Genomic DNA, 16631 nt, shown 5'->3' with positions numbered 1-16631 from the left:
TCAGGAGATCTCTTCATGCATCCTGTGGATCATAGCAAGATCGTACTGGTCCATCCTTTGGGATACAGTTCCGGCAAATCTGGACGGGATATATCCAGGATGGCCAACATCATGCCGCCGCTGGGTCTGTGCGGGCTGGCTTCTTATCTTGAGCATCGCGGACTTGAAGCGGATATAGTGGATTTTAATGCCCGGCCTGATTCAGTTCAAAGACTGAAGGACATTCTCATACATAAGCGTCCGGCTTATATTGGATTCTCCTGCACCACCTCGTCATTTCTGGACGGTATCAGGCTGGCCCGTGAGTCCAAGACACTGCTGCCGGATATCCGCGTGGTTTTCGGAGGAGTGCATGTTTCCTCCCTGGGGGAAGAGATGATGCACCAGCATGCGGTAATCGACTATGCAGTAGTTGGAGAAGGGGAGGAAACCCTTGCGCAGCTTATGCAAAACTGCGGCCATGCCCCGGGGATACCGGGCTTGATCTACAGGGAGCCGGGAAACAGGGAGGTTGTCTTCACTGGTCGACGCCCCCTGCTGGATGATCTGGATGAGCTGCCTTACCCTGCCTATGAAAAACTGGAAGGTTTTCCCAAGAGCTACCCGCTGCCCATTTTCAATTATCCCAAGTCCCCCAACACCAGCGCCATTACCAGCCGGGGCTGCCCGTATTCCTGCAGTTATTGCGACCGTTCCGTTTTTCAAAAAAGTTACCGTTTCAATTCTGCGGAGTACATATATGAGCATATGCGCTATCTTAATCAACACTTCAAAGTCCGGCATATCAATTTTTACGATGACCAGTTTTCCTTCAAGCTGAAGCGTCTGGAGAGACTCACGGACATGCTTGTCAACAGGCCCTTGAACATGAGTTTCAACTGCGCTGTCCGCTCGGAGCATTTGACGGAATCCCTGCTGAAAAGGTTAAAAGATGCAGGCTGCTGGATGATCAGCCTGGGAATTGAAAGCGGGGATCAGGACATGCTGCATGCCTTGAACCGGAAAGTGAATCTGGAGAAGCTGGCCGAGCGCGTACGGCTGATCAAGAAATACGGTATCCGGGTCAAAGGGCTGCTGATGATTGGAATGCCGGGAGAAACAGAGGCCAGCGTGGAAAAAACCAGGCAGTTCTTGTTCTCTCTGCCTGTGGATGATTTTAATCTGACCAAGTTCACCCCGTTTCCAGGGGCGCCGGTCTATCGAACGATCCGTGAATACGGCGACTTCCAGGAGGACTGGAGCCGCATGGATTGCATGCATTTCCTGTTCGTGCCCCAGGGTTTTACCCTGCAGCGCCTGGAGGAACTGCACCGTTCTTTCTACCGCGATCATTTCAAGCGCCCCCGGGTGCTTGTGGATTATGCGGCCATGCTGTGGAATTCTCCAGACAGCTGGCGAAGGTTTGTGCTCAACCTGGGAAGCTTTATCCGTTTTGCCCGTAGCGGGGAGAGGTTCTCCAGAGAAAAGCAGGCTTAAGCGAGTCTGACTTGAAGACAGGTTGTTTTTTTTCGGGCTGGCAGAAGCCGCAAAGGATGTCAGGCGGTATGGGAAAAAAAGTTTGACTCCAGGGATAAGGGACAAGATAATTATTAATGAAGGCCAGATGCCGGGCATACCCTTATTTCTGCAAATATAAATAAGCCAAGTGGTTGGAAACAGTGACGTCTGAACAGATAAAGATCCTGGTTGTTGTACCCGTTTATAATCACGGCGACACCCTCAGAAAGGTGGTCACGGATATCCTGGCCATTCATCCAGATGTCCTTGTTGTGGATGACGGCAGCATTGACGGAGGAGTGGAAACCATCTCGGATTTGCAGGTACATGTCCGCACCCATGAAAAAAATCGGGGCAAAGGGGTGGCCATACGGACTGCAGCTGAATCTGCCCGGTCACTGGGGGCTACGCATATTATTACCATTGATGCGGACGGCCAGCATGACCCCCGGGATCTGCCCGTTTTTTTTGCTGCAATCACTAGCTCTCCCCTGGCTGTTATCGTGGGAAGCCGCAATTTTGAGACACTAAATGTTCCGGCATCGTCCCGCTTTGGTCGCAGGTTCTCTAATTTCTGGCTGCGGGTTCAGACCGGGCAGAAACTCCAGGATGCCCAGAGCGGTTTCAGGGCTTACCCAACAGCCCTTTTTTCACATTTAAGATTCACCGAAGACAGGTACTCCTTCGAAATCGAGGTGCTGGTCAGATCGGCATGGGCCGGTATAGAGCTTCTGGATGTGCCGATAGATGTTTACTATCCTCCTCCAGCACAGCGCATCTCACATTTCAGTTCTTTCAAGGACAACTTGAAAATATCCTGGTTGAATACGCGGCTGACAATACGTTCTATGTTCCCCTGGCCTCATCGCAGGATAGTTGAGCGGGGATCGGGGCTTGCTTCCATCAGCGTAATACGCCCCATACGCTCCCTGAAAATTTTACTGCGCGAGGAAGTCACTCCTGCCGGACTGGCCAAGGCCGGGTTCCTGGGCGTGTTTCTGGGTACACTGCCCCTCATAGGCATCCATACAGTAGCGGTACTATTTGTGGCCGGCTATCTGGCATGGAACAGGGTGACAGCGGTTGCAGCCAGTCAGCTGTGCATGCCCCCGTTTGTTCCGGCCCTGTGTATCGAGGTGGGACATTATATTAGACATGGTCGGTTTCTGACCGAGTTCAACCTGCAGACCCTGGGCTATCAAGGTCTGGAGAGAATATGGGAATGGATTCTGGGCTCACTGGTGCTGGCCCCGGTGCTGGCCAGCCTTGTAGCTGTGGTCATTTTTGGCATGTCCTGGATTATCAGCAAACAGATGCGTATTTTTTTAAACAGCCATGACTGAAAAGAAAGCTAGATCCTGGTCCAGCCGGAGCATAGCCTCGAGGTGGCAACATAGATTTTTCTATGCAGCCATCCGGCTGGGCGGCCGGAGACTGGCCTATTTTTTTACTTACCCAGTGGTTGGGTATTACATGCTTTTCAGGCCGGACCTTCGCAGGAGAACCAGGCATTACCTGGGCAGGAGGTTCCCGGAACGATTCGGCCTTGCGGCGTTTGCAGACAGTTTCCGTCTGAGCCTTTCCTTTGCCAGGGTGTTGGTGGACCGTGCTATAGTGGGCATTCTCGGCCCTGACAGCTTGGATGTGCAGTTTGATTCTTATGAACAAATTCAGAAACTGCTTGACCAAGGAAGCGGTTTGATACTTATGAATGCCCATGTAGGCTGCTGGCAGGCCTCCATGTCCAGTCTTCACATGCTCCAGCGCCCAGTGCACCTGCTGATAAAAAGAGAGCCCGGCGATGTAGACCGGCATTATCATGAGCATCAAAAAGAGGCTCCACCCTATAATATTATTGATCCGGACAATCTTCCGGCTAGTGCAGTAGAGATTGTTGGTGCCCTGCAGCGAGGTGAGATTGTGAGCGTAATGGGGGACCGAGTCTTTGGCAATGACCGCAATAGGCTAAGGGTTCCTTTTCTTGGGCAGGAGGCCATATTTCCGGTGGGGGCCTACAAAATTGCTGCAGCCACTGGGGCTCCCATTGCAGTTCTGTTTTCCCGCAAAACAGGGCCCAGGTCATACGCCCTGGAACTGGCCGGAGTTATCCATGTAAAGCCGGCAGAGGACAGGCATCTGGACAGCTTGCGGCCCTATGTGCTTCAGTTTGTGCAGTATCTTGAGGAGTATGTACGCAACAATCCTTATCAGTTCTACAATTTTCATGATATATGGCAGAAATGACGGACAGGTGTGTTCAACAAACACCAAACTTCTCAACCAGTTCAGGACAACAGTATGGAGTTTAAGCAGAAATTGAAGCAGACTTTGATACGGGAGCTGAATCTGGAGGATATTCACCCTGAGGATATCCAGGATGATGCTCCTATGTTCGGTGACGGTCTGGGGTTGGATTCCCTGGATGCGGTGGAATTGGTAGTGATTGTTCAAAAACATTTCGGGGTGGAGATTAAGGATATGGAGGAGGGACAAACAGCTTTCCAATCCATCAACGCCTTGAGCGCTTTTATTCAGGAGCGTAAACAACAGTGACAAGACAAGGTAGTTCTGTGCGAGTCACAGGGATGGGCTGTCTGTGTGCGGCAGGTCGGGACCTTCCCAGTTGTCTGGCCGGAATTTTTTCTCGGGACATAGCTCCTGCAAAACCTGGCAGGTTTCATACTGACCATTTAAACATTTATCCTGTGTTTGAAGTTCCCCGTGAGCTTTTTGGTCAAGGCAATTCCAGCAGTGAAAACAGGCATACGCTGACTGTTCTTTATGCCCTGAGTGCGGTAGATGAGGCGTTGACCCATGCCGGGTGGGAGGCAAGAGACCTTGGCAGGCTGAAGGTAGGAGTGTGCATTGGTACCACTGTTGGAAGCACGTTGAACAACGAGGATTATTACCGTGAATACCTAGCCGGCAATCAGCCTGATCCAAAACCGGTGTGCAGGTATCTGAAAAACAATCCGGCCTCGGTTATTGCCGAAAAATTCGGCCTGGATGGTCCGTGTCAGACCGTGGTCAACGCATGTTCATCGGGGACCGATGCAATTGGCGTTGCCGCCGGTTGGATCCAGGGAGGGGTCTGTGATCTGGTAATAACCGGAGGAACTGACGAGCTCTGCCGGGTTACCTACAACGGCTTCGCTTCTTTGAAGATTATGGACGTTTCGCCCTGCCGTCCCTTTGACATTTCCCGCAACGGCCTGAACCTGGGGGAAGGGGCAGGGATCATGATCCTGGAATCGCCCTTACTGAGAAAACTGGATACAAAAAATGTCTCCGGGCATATTCTGGGTTATGGTTCAGCCTGTGATGCGCACCACTTGACCGCACCTCACCCGGAAGGAGCAGGATTGTTCAGGGCTCTGACTCAGGCTCTGCGGCTGAGTGAGGCGGATTTATCTCAGATCGCCTTTGTCAATGCCCACGGAACCGGTACGAAAGACAACGACAGGGTGGAAGACATGGTTCTTGCTCGGGTTCTGCCGAATATCCCTTTTTTATCCACCAAAGGGTACACCGGGCATACTTTAGGGGCCGCCGGGGGGATAGAGGCTGTACTCACCCTGGGGTGCCTGAATCTTGGACGTGTTCCGGGCAGTGCCGGTTTTAGCTCAGCCGACCCGGAGTCTGCATCTTCTCCAGTGAGCGAGCGGATCACTGTTGAAGGTAACCTGGCCATATCGCAGTCTCTGGCTTTCGGAGGCAGCAACGCTGTACTGGTGCTCGGGAAGGGCCAATCCTGGAATTAATGGTGCGCCCGGCAGGATTCGAACCTGCGGCACCTGGATTCGAAGTCCAGTGCTCTATCCGGCTGAGCTACAGGCGCACATGAAATGAAGGCACAGGGCTTTTTTCAGTAGCAACTTATAGTTGACAATAATTTTTTTTGCATTTTAATGCAAGAAGCAGGGTGCAGGCAGCTTTGAATGGTTGCCGCAATGCTCATGTGCAGATATAGAGGACAGAGCATATTAAGTCCAGCCAGCCACGCTGTAAAGCGTGGCAGTCAACGGACTGAAAAATCAGAGGGTAATGCCGGCGTAATCGTTGGATGGAAACAAACTTAAGGAGACAGGGGTGTATCAAATTTTAAAAGCAGGCCTGCTTTTGATGGCGGTGACATTTTTCGTGCCTGTGGGCAGCCTGCGGGCAGAAGGTCCGACTGTCTTAGACATGGAAGCCGCTGTCAAGATGGGCCTGGAGCGCAACCAGTCCCTGCAGGCGGTGCGGGAACAGGTCAAGGGCCGGGAATACGGGACAAAATCGGCCAGAGGAGCCTTCGGCCCCAGCCTGAGTTCGTCCTACGGCTATACCAGGCTGGATGAGCGACCGGAAAGCAGGGTGCCCACGGGTGATCCTCAAGAGCCTTTTAGAACCAGGCACGGCAGCCGTGACAGGTGGGAGCTGAATATAAATATTCACCAGCCCCTGTTTACCGGGTTTAATCTGCTGAGCACCTACGAGAAGTCCAAGCTGGCCCATGAGCAGTCCAAGTCCCAGCTGAGCCGGGCCGAGCTGGAGCTTGTCCTGGAAATCCAGACCTCCTTCCTGGATCTGCTGGCGGCCAGAGAGAGTGTCCGGGTGGCCGAGGACTCCCTGACCAGGCTTAATTCCCACCTTGATGTGAGCCGTTCTTTCTATGATGTAGGACTGGTGCCCAGGCAGCACGTGCTGGAGGCCAAAGTGGATGTATCCGAGGCCGAGCAGGAACTTATCTCCGCCCGGAACCGGGTGGATACCCTGGAATCCAGGCTGAACATGCTTCTGGGGCTGCCCCGGAACATGGAGGTGGTCTATGAGGGCCGCCTGGAGTTCGTACCCTTCACCCTGGATCTGGATGAGTCCAGGGACAGGGCCCTGCAGAACCGCCCGGACATATTCATAGCCGATAAAAGCATTCAGATGGCCTTACAGGACGAGCGCATCACCGCCAGTGACATGTATCCCCACGTGGGGGCCACCTTTGATGTCTTCCGTCGCGGGGATGATCCCACGGTAAGCGGTTCGGCCATGGAGGACAGGAGCGAATGGAGGGCCGGGGTGCAGATGCAGTGGACCCTTTTTGAATGGGGCAGGACATATTACGCCCGGGAGCAGGCCAGGCAGGAGACCAGGCAGCTGGTGGCCGAGTACGAGGATCTGCTGCAAAACGTGTCTTTCGAGGTCAAATCCGATTACCTGCTTATCCAGGAGAGCCGTCAGAGAATCAAGGTGGCCAGGCAGGGACTGGAAGAGGCCAAGGAAAGCTACCGCATGGCCCAGGCCAGGTACGAGGCCCAGGTGGGGACCAGCACCCAGGTGCTGGATGCCCAGGCCAATCTCACAGCAGCAGAGGCCAGGCTGATAAATGCAGAGTCGGATTTTCTCAAGGCAGTAGCTTCCATCTACCGGGCCATGGGCGAAAAGAATATAAGTCTCAGGGCCAATTAGATGCAACTGCAAAAAGTCCCCGGACCCTGGTGAACAGTAACTATAGCCCTTTGATTTTCTGTTCTCTGCCTGCCACGCATCCCGGCGTGGTCATTTGACTTCTGTCTTCTGCGCCATTGGTGCGCATTGAATTTTTAGTAGCCACATTTTTTCGGGAGATATTTGGAATGGCCAAAATGATTGCTCCTTATCTGCTTACAGCCCTGACAGTTTTGCTAATGGGCGGTTTTTCAGGGTGTGTCCCCGCTGGAGAAGATGAGCCCGAGGATGTAGTCAGGCCGGTCAAGCTCATGCAGATCAAGAAGCCTTCCCCGGAAATAAACCGGATTTTGCCGGGTAAGTTAAGGCCGCAACGGGAAACCCGGATGTCTTTTAGGGTGGCCAATGAACTGCAGAGCCTTGAGGTGGACACAGGAGACTATGTTCACAAGGGCCAGGTGGTGGCCAGGCTTGATCCCAGGGATTTCAGGCTGGCGGTGCAAAATTTCGAGGGCAGCCTGGGGGAGGCCAGATCCAACCTCAAAGCCATGCAGGAGGGGGCCAGGACAGAAGACGTCATTTCCCTGGAGGCGGAGCTCAGGGCCGCCGGTTCCGCGGTCCGGGAGAGTCAGCTGCAGTACCGCCGGCATAAAGAACTGTATGAGCAGGGGGCCGTGGCCAGGGCCGAGCTGGACCGGACCGAAACCGCCCTGGAAGAGGCCCGGGGCCGCAAGCGCCACCTGGAAATGGAGCTTCAGAAGGCCCTTATTGGGGCCAGGGACGAAGACATCCAGGCCATGCAGTCCAGGATTGAATCCCTGGAAGCAGCCCTGGAAGAGGCCCAGAGCGCTTTGCAGGACTCGGTGCTGCGGGCTCCATTTTCCGGGTATATCGCTGAAAAGCATGTTGAAAACCATGAAAATATCTCTGCTGGTCAGCCAGTAGCCACCCTCCAGGATCTGACCCGGCTGGAGGTTAAGTTCGGCCTGCCGGAGCAGCTGGTTGTTCAAAAGGATGATATCAAAGAGGTTTACTGCATCCTGGATGCATACCCGGGCTTTCCCCTGCCGGCCAGGCTGAAAGAGGTCTCTACCGATGCCAGGGAACTCAGCTACAAGGCCACAGCAATTCTCACCATGCCCGAAAACATCCGGGCCCTTCCTTCCATGGCCGCCCAGGTGCATATAAGTATAGCTCCTGATGAAGACGGTGACCAATTGGTGACAGTACCCGAGACAGCACTCTTTACGGACAGCCAGGGCAAAGACCGGGTATGGGTGTATGATTCCGGGAGTTCCAGGGTGCAGTCCAGGCAGGTGCGCACCGGGGAGTTGACCTCCGCCGGAGTGCAGGTGCTCTCGGGTCTTGGTGCCGGGGACCTGGTGGTGACTGCCGGGGCCCATTTCATCCAGGAGGGGCAGAAAGTAAGGCCTCTGGAATAACCTCAGCCAGCCATTATGATGAATATTGCAGAACTGGCCATCACAAAGAAAAGCTTTTTTCTATTCCTCACCCTGGTCTTGAGCATTGCCGGAGTCATTGCCTATTTCAGCATGGGCAAGCTGGAAGACCCCGAATTCACCATCAAAACCGCGGTGATAATCACCCCCTATCCTGGAGCTTCTCCCACAGAGGTGGAAAACGAGGTCTCGGATCATGTGGAAAAGGCGGTTATGCGCCTGGACCAGCTGGATTATGTCCAGACCGAATCCCGCCCGGGAGTGTCCATTGCCCACGTGCATCTCAAAGAGGATATCCCTGCTGATGAAGTCCCCCAGCACTGGGACCGTCTCAGGCACAGGATAGCCGACATCCGGCCCGATCTTCCACCGGGAGCTGGCGAACCTGAAATAATAGATGATTTCGGGGATGTATACGGAGTGCTCATCGCCCTCACCGGAGAGGACTATTCCTACAGTGAGCTTCTGGACTATGCCGAGATGATCCAGAAAGAACTGCTTCTGGCTGATGAAGTGGCCAGGGTGGAGATCTGGGGACAGCAGCAGGAAACGGTTTTTGTGGATATTTCCCGGGCCCGACTGGCTGAACTGGACCTGTCCATGAACCAGGTCATGGGGTTTCTGGAAAGCAGCAGCATGGCCGCTGACGCAGGAAAAGCGGATCTGGGCAGGGAGCGGGTACGCTTTGTGCTGGGCGGGCAGTTTGAATCGGTTCAGGACATAAGAGAGCTGGAGCTTGGCTATGCCCGGCACCCCGAGTTGGAAAGCATGATCCAGCTCGGGGATATCGCCGAAGTCCGCCGGGGCTACCTGGATCCCCCGGCCACACTGATCCGCCATGACGGGCAAAAGGCCCTGGCTATAGGCGTCTCCACCGTGTCCGGGGGCAACGTGGTGCACATGGGCCAGCAGGTGCAGGACGCTCTGGAAAGCCTGCAGGACAGGCTGCCGGTGGGGGTGCAGACAGACTTTGTAGCCTTTCAGGCGGACAAGGTCACCGAGGCCATAAATACCTTTATGCTCAATCTCCTGCAGGCCGTGACCATAGTCATTCTGCTGCTTCTGGTGTTCATGGGCATCAGAAGCGGGCTGATCATCGGCAGCGGCCTGCTTTTGACCATCCTGGTGACCTTTACCCTGATGCTGGCCCTGGGTATGGACATGGACAGGGTCTCCCTTGGGGCGCTCATCATTTCCCTGGGTATGATCGTGGACAACGCCATAGTGGTCACCGAAGGCATGCTGGTAAAAATCCAGACCGGGACCAGGAGGCTGCAGGCAGCGGTGGAGAGCGTCAGGGAAACTGGATGGCCTCTGCTTGGAGCCACGCTGGTGGCGGTATTCGCCTTCATGCCCATAGTCCTGGCCTCAGACGACACCGGCGAATACACCCGGGGACTGTTTCTGGTCATCGCCATTTCCCTTATTTCCAGCTGGATCCTGGCCATGACCCTGACCCCTTTGTGGTGTCACATGTTTCTCAGGCGGGGCAAAGCTCAGGGACAGGAGCCAAGCGACCCGTATGCCGGCAGGATCTATCAGCTGTACCGCAGGCTTCTGCATTTGTGCCTGCGCAGGAAAAAAAGCCTGCTGGCCGGCATGGCCCTGCTTTTTGTCCTGGCGGTAATGGGTTTTTACTTAGTGGACAAGACCTTTTTTCCGCCTTCAACCAGGCCTCAGCTAAAGCTTGACTACTGGCTGCCCGAAGGCACGCGCATCCACTCCACTTCCCAGGACCTGCAGAAGGTGGAAGAAGATATCCTCAAGCATCCAGGGGTGGAAAGCGTCACTTCATTTATCGGAGAGGGTGCTCCCAGGTTTTACCTGGCCATGGAACCTCACATGCCCAACCCGTCCTTCGGACAGGTGATCGTAAATCTGTACCGGGCCTCGGACCTTGATGAGGTCAAGGAGTACGCCCGGGGGTATCTGGAGGAAAATTATCCTCATGCCCAGCCCAGAGTGCGCAAATTTCCCATGGGACCGCCTGTGGAGTTCTCCGTGGAAGTGCGCTTCAGCGGGCCTGATGCGCAGGTGCTTCGAGGCCTTGCCCGGCAGGCAGAAGACATAATGTATAATGATCCCGATTCCAGGGAAGTGCGAAGCGACTGGCGTCAGATGGTCAAGACCTACGACCTGGATTATTCCCAGTCCAGGGGGATTAGGTTCGGGGTGACCCGGGAGGACGCCGCCAGGGCGGTCAAGCTCAATTTCGACGGGCTGCAGGCTGGACTGTACCGGGAGGGGGACAGGATGCTGCCCATTATCCTGCGCCCCCCGGAAGAATCCAGGCAGCGCCTTGAAGACATGTTCGCCTTAGATGTCCGGCCCATGGGCGAGACCCGGGGCGCTCCCCTGGGCCAGGTGGTGTCATCGGCCACACTTGGCTGGGAAGAAGGGGTGATCATCAGGCGCGACCGGCAGAAGACCATTACTGCCCAGTGCGAAGCGGACCAGGGAGGGGGGCAGGCTCTTATGGAGCGCATAAGAAGCGACATCGAGGCCATAGAGCTTCCTCCGGGCTACAGGATGCAGTGGGGCGGGGAATACGAGCAGTCCAGGGATTCTCAGAAGGAGGTCTTTTCCGGGGTGCCCATCAGCTTTCTTTTTATGGCCCTGGCAGTGGTGGCTCTTTTTAATACCCTGCGCCAGCCCCTGATAATCGCCATGGTCCTGCCCCTGGCCATGATCGGAGTGACCCTGGGGCTTCTGGCCACCAGCCAGCCCTTCGGGTTCATGGCCCTTCTGGGGACCCTGAGCCTGTCGGGCATGCTCATAAAGAATGTGGTGGTCCTTCTGGACCGTATAGACAACAATCTGGCCTCAGGTGAAGAACCTTACCAGGGGCTTGTCAACGCTTCGGTGAGCAGGCTCAGGCCGGTGATGATGGCCACCCTGTCCACGGTCATGGGCATGACCCCGCTTCTTCTGGATATATTCTGGCTGTCCATGGCCATTGCCATCATCTGCGGGCTGACCTTCGCCTCAGTGCTCACTCTCCTGGTGGCCCCGGTCCTTTATGCTCTTTTTTTCGGGATAAAGACGCCGGAAGGAAATACGTAAGGTTTATTTCTTCTTCCTCTTCCCCGGCACCTGCTTGTCGGCCAGGTGGGCCAGGTGCTGCAGGCGTTCGTCAGCCAGGCGGTATATGGAACCGGGGGAGTATTTTCCGTCGGCCAGTTTTTTCCCGGCCCTGGTCCCGGTGAGGATTTCCATGGCTTCTTCTATGCAGGTGACTGCGTATACCTGGAACATATTGTCCTTTACCGCCTGAATGACTTCCCTGCTGAGCATCAGATGGGTCAGGTTGTCCCTGGGGATGATCACCCCCTGCCCGCCGGTAAGGCCCTTTCGCCTGCAAAGCTCGAAATACCCCTCGATCTTGCGGGTGACCTCGCCCACCGCCATGACGGCCCCGGACTGGCTGATGGCCCCGGTAAAAGCGTATGACAGGTTGATGGGTATGTTGGACAGGGCTGAGAGCAGGGCGGCCAGTTCCGCCCCGGAGGCCGAGTCTCCGTCTATCTGGGCGTAGTTCTGCTCGAAGCACAGGCTCCCGGAAAGTACCAGGGGCTTTTCCTGGGCGAAAAGGTTCTGCAGGTAGCCCTTGATGATCATCATACCCTTGGTGTGAATGGGACCGCCCAGTTCGGCCTCGCGTTCCAGGTCCATTATGCCGCCGTGCCCTACCCCTGTGGTGCAGGATATCTGATGAGGCAGGGCCAGGATATAATCTCCGTACATGCTTATGGACAAGCCGTTGGCCCTGCCCACTGCGCTGCCCTGGGTCTGCACTTTTATGGCTTCGCGCTCGTATTCGGACATGAATTCGTCTTCGTAGAGGCTCAGGCGATACTTGCGCGACTTGAGGGCCTGGCATACCGAGTCTGCGTTCACCCTGTCAGCGCCATGCATACGGGCATAAGCGTCCGCCTCCACCATGAGGTCGGCAAGATGCGAATACTTGAGGGACAGCTTCTGCTGATCCCCTGCAATGCGCGAGGACTGATCCACCAGGGCGGCCACCGCCTCCCGGTCAAAGGGCATAAGAGAGTTGCTCACGGCTATTTCCGCCAGGTCCATGCTCTGGTTTCGGATGGATTCTTCAGTGCGGGGAATGCTTTCCCTGAGATGGGCCTTGACCTTGAAAAGCTTGCCGAACCTTTCATCTGCTTCTAACAGAATTTCATACAGTTCATCCGATCCCAGAAGAATTATCTTGATGTCCAGGTCAATGGGTTCCGGCCGGATGGTCCGGGTGCGTACCATTTCGTACTGATCAGCCGGGTCCTCTATTTCAGCCCTGCCGGAGCGCAGGCAGCGCAAAAGGCCTTCCCAGGCCTGGGGCTGGGCGAGAATGTCCTCGGCCCGGATTATCAGGAATCCGCCGTTGGCCTTGTGCAGGCTGCCGGGCTTGATCAGGGTGAAGTCGGTATAGTAGGCGCCCATCTCGGTCTCACGCTCTATACAGCCCAGCAGGTTGAAATAGTTGGGATTGTCCTCCACCAGAACCGGGGCGCCCCCGTTGCGGCAGTGTTCCACGAATATGTTGACGCCGTAACGGGACAGGCAGGCATCCGGGCCTCCCACCTGCACCTCCTGGGAGCTTTCCGAGGACTGGTCCCTGGGTTTAAACTGATCGATATTGTCCAGCAGGTCCTGCTTCAGACTTTCTAAGTAATCCATGAGTTTCTGGTTGTCCGGGAATTTCTGGCGGATTTTTTTCAGGCAGGTGTCTATTCTGCCTCCAGCCACTTCACGGTCCAGCCTGCGCTCGTTATCCTTGAGGTCCTGTTCTTTTCTGCTTATCTGCCTGGAAAGCCCGAGCAGAGCTTCCATGATGCGGTTGCTCTGCTGCATGAGGTCCTTTCTCACCTCTGATTCCAGCTTCTCAAACTCTTCCGGGTCCATGGCCCTGCCTTCCACTAAGGGATAAAGGGTCAAAGAGCCGTTTTCGTCGACACTCAGGCTGAAGCCGCTTTTGTGGGCCTTGTGTTCCATGCGGGAAAGCAGATTTTCCCGGGTTTCATTATATTCCTTGATGAGGTCGCCGTGCTTTCGGATGTAGAAATCCTGTTCAAATCCGGCAGGAATGGATTCCCGGATCTTTTTTATTGCCGCCTGCATTTCCCGGCGAAGATCCCTGGCGCTTCCGGGAGGCAGGGTGATGGCCAGGGGCTGATCGGGATCCTGGAGATTGTTGACGTATACCAGGTCCCCTGGAGCAGGCATTTTCCCTGCCCTGGGACGGAGAAAGTCCAGTATAAAACGGTTGCGGCCCAGGCCTTTTTCTCCGGAAAGATAGGCGTTGTAGCCTGAGCGCTTGATGGCCAGGGTCAGCTCCAGGGCATCAAAGGCCCTTTGCTGAAAAACATGTTTTTTATCTCGGCGGGCAGCGGCCCTTCCGGTATGACTGAATCCGATCCTGGACGGGGAAAGTTTGATGCTCAGCCTGGATGCGGGCACCTGAAATTTTCTGGTCATTTATTCCTCTGAAAAGAAAATTGTGTCCGGCAGGTAAAGCCGGATGCTAAAGATTTCAACTATATTCATGGAAGGTTGATTTTGCAAGACGGCTTTTTCCGGGGGGCAAGCGCACAGGTCCGCAGCAAAAAAATCGCCAGATTAAAAACCCGGTTTCAAATATTGCATTGACGTTTAATATAGCTGTGTGATAGAAGGCTTCCATTGTGAACGAAAGCACGTTCACCCATCTTTTTTCTTCCGGGTGCAGGAGATATGATTTTCAGGTCCAATGACAAATCCCGCTGGGGGGGCGAATACTGGAAGGCCTCTCTTTTGGGCATTCACCTGGTCACCTGTACTTTTGTCGGGTTGCTGATAGGTTATTTCCTGGACAAGTGGCTGGGCACAGAGCCGTGGCTTCTGCTTGCCTTCCTCATTTTTGGGATTGCAGCCGGATTCAAGAACATGTATATGGAGGTGAAAAAGATACAGGAGTCCGAGGACAAAAAGGAAAAGGGCGAAGATGAACACTCTGGTTGAAAACTTTCTGTATAAAAGGGGCTTTGTTCTGCCCAAGGTGCGTTTTCTGGTGCGCAATCAGTTTTATCTCTCCATTCTGGGCCTTTTTGTTTTCATCATTTTTTTTCCTGTTCCGTGGATTGTGGGTTTCGGGATCGGGGCGCTTCTGGGAAGTCTCAATTTCTACTTTATGGCCCGGCTGGCCCAGGAGCTTGTACATATTGCCAAAGGGGCCGCCACCCCGCTTCTTTTCAGTTTCTATGTCCGGCTCATTCTGACCGGACTTGTTTTATATGTGGCCATAGTATACTGGAACGCCAACATTTTTGCTTTGCTCTTGGGTCTAAGCGTTATACTGCTAAACGTCTTAATTTTCGGCATTACCCTGGTGGGTCAAAAATTCAAGGAGGCTTAATAAATGGAAGACTTATACCAATGGATGTTTTTGAGAGAATTTTTCCATGCCCTGGGGCTGAACATCCCGCAACACGTCCTCTACTCCTGGTTTTTCATCGTAATTCTGGTCCTGGTGGGCTGGATGGCCACCCGCAGGATGACCCTTGTGCCTAAGGGAGTGCAGAACTTTTTCGAATTTCTCATCAAGGCTGTTGAGGATTTCGTAGTGGCCAACATGGGCGAGCAGGGCAGGAGGGTTTTTCCGGTACTTTTTACTCTGCTCATCTATATCTGGGTGCTCAACGTATCCGGTCTTGTACCAAGCATTGACGCGGCCACGGCCAACATCAACACTACCGCGTGCATGGCCCTTTTTGTTTTTGTCTACTACAACTACTGGGGCATCAGGATTCACGGGGCCGCTTACATTAAAAAGTTCATGGGACCCTACTGGTGGTTCGCCCCGGTAATGCTCCCCATTGAAATAGTCAGCCACCTGGCCCGGCCGCTTTCTCTGGCCCTGCGGCTATTCGGAAACATCAGGGCAGAGGAAATCACCATCGCCGTAATGTTTATCCTGGCTCCCATCCTGGGGTCTTTGCCCATCTTCATACTCTTTTTGCTGTTGAAGACTATGCAGGCCTTTGTGTTCTTCATGCTGACCATGATGTACCTCAAGGAGGCCTTTGAAGAGGCTCATTAAAAGAAAGTCTGATGGTGAGCCTGGAGCATTTTTTAAAGTCGGGGGAAATGGTCTTTTGACCGAACAAATAAATCGTTAGGAGGTTTTGTAATGCGCAAGTCTTTGTTGATCATCTTTCACACCGTTTTCTTTGTAGGCCTTGCCAGTGTCGCCTTTGCAGGTGAAGTCGCTCCCGAAGTCATCGGCAATATCGCTCTGGCCACCGGTCTGGGCATGGGCATTGCCGCCATCGGCACCGGCATTGGACAGGGTATCGGTCTTAAGGGTGCTTGTGAAGGTACAGCCCGCAACCCCGAAGCAGGCGGAAAGATTACTGTTACCCTGCTCATCGGCCTGGCCATGATCGAGTCCCTGGCAATTTATGCACTGGTTATCAACCTGATTCTGCTTTTTGCCAATCCTTTTATCTAAAGCCGATTGCATTCATCAGGGGGAGGGGGATGACCCTCCCCCTTTTATCGGCCTGTCATTGTTAAAAAATTCACTATGCAGCAGTTAAAGTTCGAACGTATCCCCCGGGCCACCATTTCCAGGCTGGCAGTTTATGTACAGGAACTGGAGGTCATGGAACAGCAGGGCATCAAGGTGATTTCTTCGGAAAAGCTGGCCCAGCTCTGCGGGGTCAACCCGTCCCAGATACGCAAGGACCTGGCTTATTTCGGTGAATTCGGCGTCCGTGGTGTCGGATATTATGTTCATGAGCTTCGCGAGGCCATCAGGCAGAGTCTCGGCCTGGACCGGACCTGGAACGTTGTCCTGGTGGGCGTGGGCAACCTGGGAAGGGCGCTTCTGCGGCATAACCTTCTGCGCAAAAGAGGCTTTGTAATCGTGGCCGCTTTTGACTGTGATCCCTTTAAAATCGGCGAGGAGATAGCCGGCCTGGAGGTCAACTGTACCAGCAAGCTGCCCAAAAGCACCAGGGATATGAACGTTGAGATAGGGGTCATCACCACGCCGCCTGAAAGAGCCCAGCGTGCCGCAAACTATCTCATGGAAGGCGGCATCAAAGGTATCGTCAATTTCGCACCCTCGAGAATAACCACCCCGGAAAACATTTCAGTGGAATATGTAGATTTTATACACCATATGTTTTCCGTGGCCTTCAATATTACCCAGAATCAAAGTAAAGGCCTTTTATAGTCAGCCTTGTCCTTTTTTTAACTTCCGGA

14 protein-coding genes and 1 tRNA gene are annotated in these 16631 nt (G+C 54.2%); 13 read left to right on the top strand and 2 right to left on the bottom strand.

The window, feature by feature from the left end; all coding sequences use genetic code 11:
• The first annotated feature begins 15 nt into the window (after positions 1-15).
• The 5 genes from DTHIO_RS13470 (at position 16) to DTHIO_RS13450 (ending at position 5258) form a co-directional block, all read left to right on the top strand.
• A complete protein-coding gene (locus tag DTHIO_RS13470) occupies positions 16-1476 on the top strand; it encodes a B12-binding domain-containing radical SAM protein (protein ID WP_008870815.1) in 1461 nt (486 codons plus the stop codon).
• Positions 1477-1658: 182 nt separating this feature from the next.
• Positions 1659-2840 (top strand): DUF2062 domain-containing protein, encoded by a 1182-nt coding sequence (locus DTHIO_RS13465; RefSeq protein WP_008870814.1) that lies wholly within the window; start codon positions 1659-1661, stop codon positions 2838-2840.
• Positions 2833-3741 carry a lysophospholipid acyltransferase family protein gene (locus tag DTHIO_RS13460; protein ID WP_008870813.1) on the top strand — a complete coding sequence of 303 codons (909 nt, stop codon included), beginning with the start codon at positions 2833-2835 and terminating at the stop codon, positions 3739-3741. Before DTHIO_RS13465 ends, DTHIO_RS13460 begins: the two co-directional genes overlap by 8 nt.
• Positions 3742-3750: 9 nt before the next feature.
• Positions 3751-4050 carry a phosphopantetheine-binding protein gene (locus DTHIO_RS13455; protein WP_279614628.1) on the top strand — a complete coding sequence of 100 codons (300 nt, stop codon included), beginning with the start codon at positions 3751-3753 and terminating at the stop codon, positions 4048-4050.
• Positions 4047-5258 carry a beta-ketoacyl-[acyl-carrier-protein] synthase family protein gene (locus tag DTHIO_RS13450; RefSeq protein ID WP_208596421.1) on the top strand — a complete coding sequence of 404 codons (1212 nt, stop codon included), beginning with the start codon at positions 4047-4049 and terminating at the stop codon, positions 5256-5258. Before DTHIO_RS13455 ends, DTHIO_RS13450 begins: the two co-directional genes overlap by 4 nt.
• Here the strand turns inward: DTHIO_RS13450 and DTHIO_RS13445 are convergent.
• Positions 5259-5335, bottom strand: a tRNA-Arg gene (locus DTHIO_RS13445).
• 251 nt (positions 5336-5586) lie between these two features.
• Here DTHIO_RS13445 and DTHIO_RS13440 point away from each other — a divergent pair.
• From DTHIO_RS13440 to DTHIO_RS13430, 3 genes are all read left to right on the top strand, one after another.
• Positions 5587-6939 carry a TolC family protein gene (locus DTHIO_RS13440; RefSeq protein ID WP_050775202.1) on the top strand — a complete coding sequence of 451 codons (1353 nt, stop codon included), beginning with the start codon at positions 5587-5589 and terminating at the stop codon, positions 6937-6939.
• Between the two features lie 167 nt (positions 6940-7106).
• The gene (locus tag DTHIO_RS13435; protein ID WP_008870809.1) at positions 7107-8360 is read left to right on the top strand and encodes an efflux RND transporter periplasmic adaptor subunit; all 1254 of its coding nucleotides are present in this window, start codon (positions 7107-7109) and stop codon (positions 8358-8360) included.
• Positions 8361-8378: 18 nt separating this feature from the next.
• Positions 8379-11441, top strand: coding sequence for an efflux RND transporter permease subunit (locus DTHIO_RS13430; RefSeq protein ID WP_040419008.1), 3063 nt, complete (start codon positions 8379-8381; stop codon positions 11439-11441).
• Positions 11442-11444: 3 nt separating this feature from the next.
• Here the strand turns inward: DTHIO_RS13430 and DTHIO_RS13425 are convergent, their stop codons facing one another.
• The gene (locus DTHIO_RS13425) at positions 11445-13862 is read right to left on the bottom strand and encodes a Lon protease family protein (RefSeq protein ID WP_008870807.1); all 2418 of its coding nucleotides are present in this window, start codon (positions 13860-13862) and stop codon (positions 11445-11447) included.
• A 255-nt stretch (positions 13863-14117) separates the two neighbouring features.
• On the opposite strand from DTHIO_RS13425, the gene DTHIO_RS13420 reads away from it, so the two are divergent.
• From DTHIO_RS13420 to DTHIO_RS13400, 5 genes are all read left to right on the top strand, one after another.
• Positions 14118-14384, top strand: a complete 267-nt coding sequence (locus DTHIO_RS13420) for an AtpZ/AtpI family protein (protein ID WP_008870806.1) — start codon at positions 14118-14120, stop codon at positions 14382-14384.
• Positions 14368-14778, top strand: coding sequence for an ATP synthase subunit I (locus tag DTHIO_RS13415; RefSeq protein ID WP_008870805.1), 411 nt, complete (start codon positions 14368-14370; stop codon positions 14776-14778). The genes DTHIO_RS13420 and DTHIO_RS13415 overlap by 17 nt, the downstream gene beginning before the upstream one ends.
• Positions 14779-14781: 3 nt before the next feature.
• A complete protein-coding gene (gene atpB, locus DTHIO_RS13410) occupies positions 14782-15462 on the top strand; it encodes a F0F1 ATP synthase subunit A (protein WP_008870804.1) in 681 nt (226 codons plus the stop codon).
• Positions 15463-15552: 90 nt separating this feature from the next.
• A complete protein-coding gene (gene atpE, locus DTHIO_RS13405; protein ID WP_008870803.1) occupies positions 15553-15873 on the top strand; it encodes an ATP synthase F0 subunit C in 321 nt (106 codons plus the stop codon).
• Between the two features lie 75 nt (positions 15874-15948).
• Positions 15949-16602, top strand: coding sequence for a redox-sensing transcriptional repressor Rex (locus DTHIO_RS13400; protein ID WP_008870802.1), 654 nt, complete (start codon positions 15949-15951; stop codon positions 16600-16602).
• Positions 16603-16631 lie beyond the last annotated feature (29 nt).

It is taken from the genome of Desulfonatronospira thiodismutans ASO3-1 (assembly GCF_000174435.1).
GTDB classification, from domain to species: Bacteria; Desulfobacterota; Desulfovibrionia; order Desulfovibrionales; family Desulfonatronovibrionaceae; genus Desulfonatronospira; species Desulfonatronospira thiodismutans.
Note: the sequence above shows the minus strand (reverse complement) of the source record. Positions and strands in the feature narration are given on the sequence as shown.